The 467-nt window shown below is 71.0% G+C and carries 1 protein-coding gene; it reads left to right on the plus strand.

The window, feature by feature from the left end; translation table 11 throughout:
- On the plus strand, positions 1-467 hold a 467-nt coding region (locus AC1DKN_RS21030; protein ID WP_476872410.1), incomplete at both ends, for an L-serine ammonia-lyase, iron-sulfur-dependent, subunit alpha.

The following is a 467-nucleotide window of genomic DNA, read 5'->3' on the forward strand; positions in this document are numbered from 1 at the left end:
GAGGAAAACGCCTCCGGCGGCCGCGTCGTCACCGCCCCCACGAACGGCGCCGCCGGCATCATCCCGGCCGTGCTCTACTACGCGCTGCACTTCGCCCCCGGCATGGACCAGGCCACCCAGGCCGACCGGGACGAGACGATCGTCAGGTTCCTGCTGACCGCCGGCGCCATCGGGGTGCTSTACAAGGAGCAGGCCTCGATYTCCGGGGCGGAGGTCGGCTGCCAGGGCGAGGTGGGATCGGCGTCGTCGATGGCGGCCGCCGGCCTGGCCGAAGTCATGGGCGGCACGCCCCAGCAGGTGGAGAACGCCGCGGAAATCGCGATGGAACATAACCTGGGCCTGACCTGCGATCCGATCGGCGGGCTGGTCCAGGTCCCGTGCATCGAACGCAACGCGATCGCCGCCGCCAAGGCCATCAACGCCGCCAAGATGGCGCTCTGGGGCGACGGCACGCACCGGGTCTCCCT

It is taken from the genome of Arthrobacter sp. 01N444, from assembly GCF_056399305.1.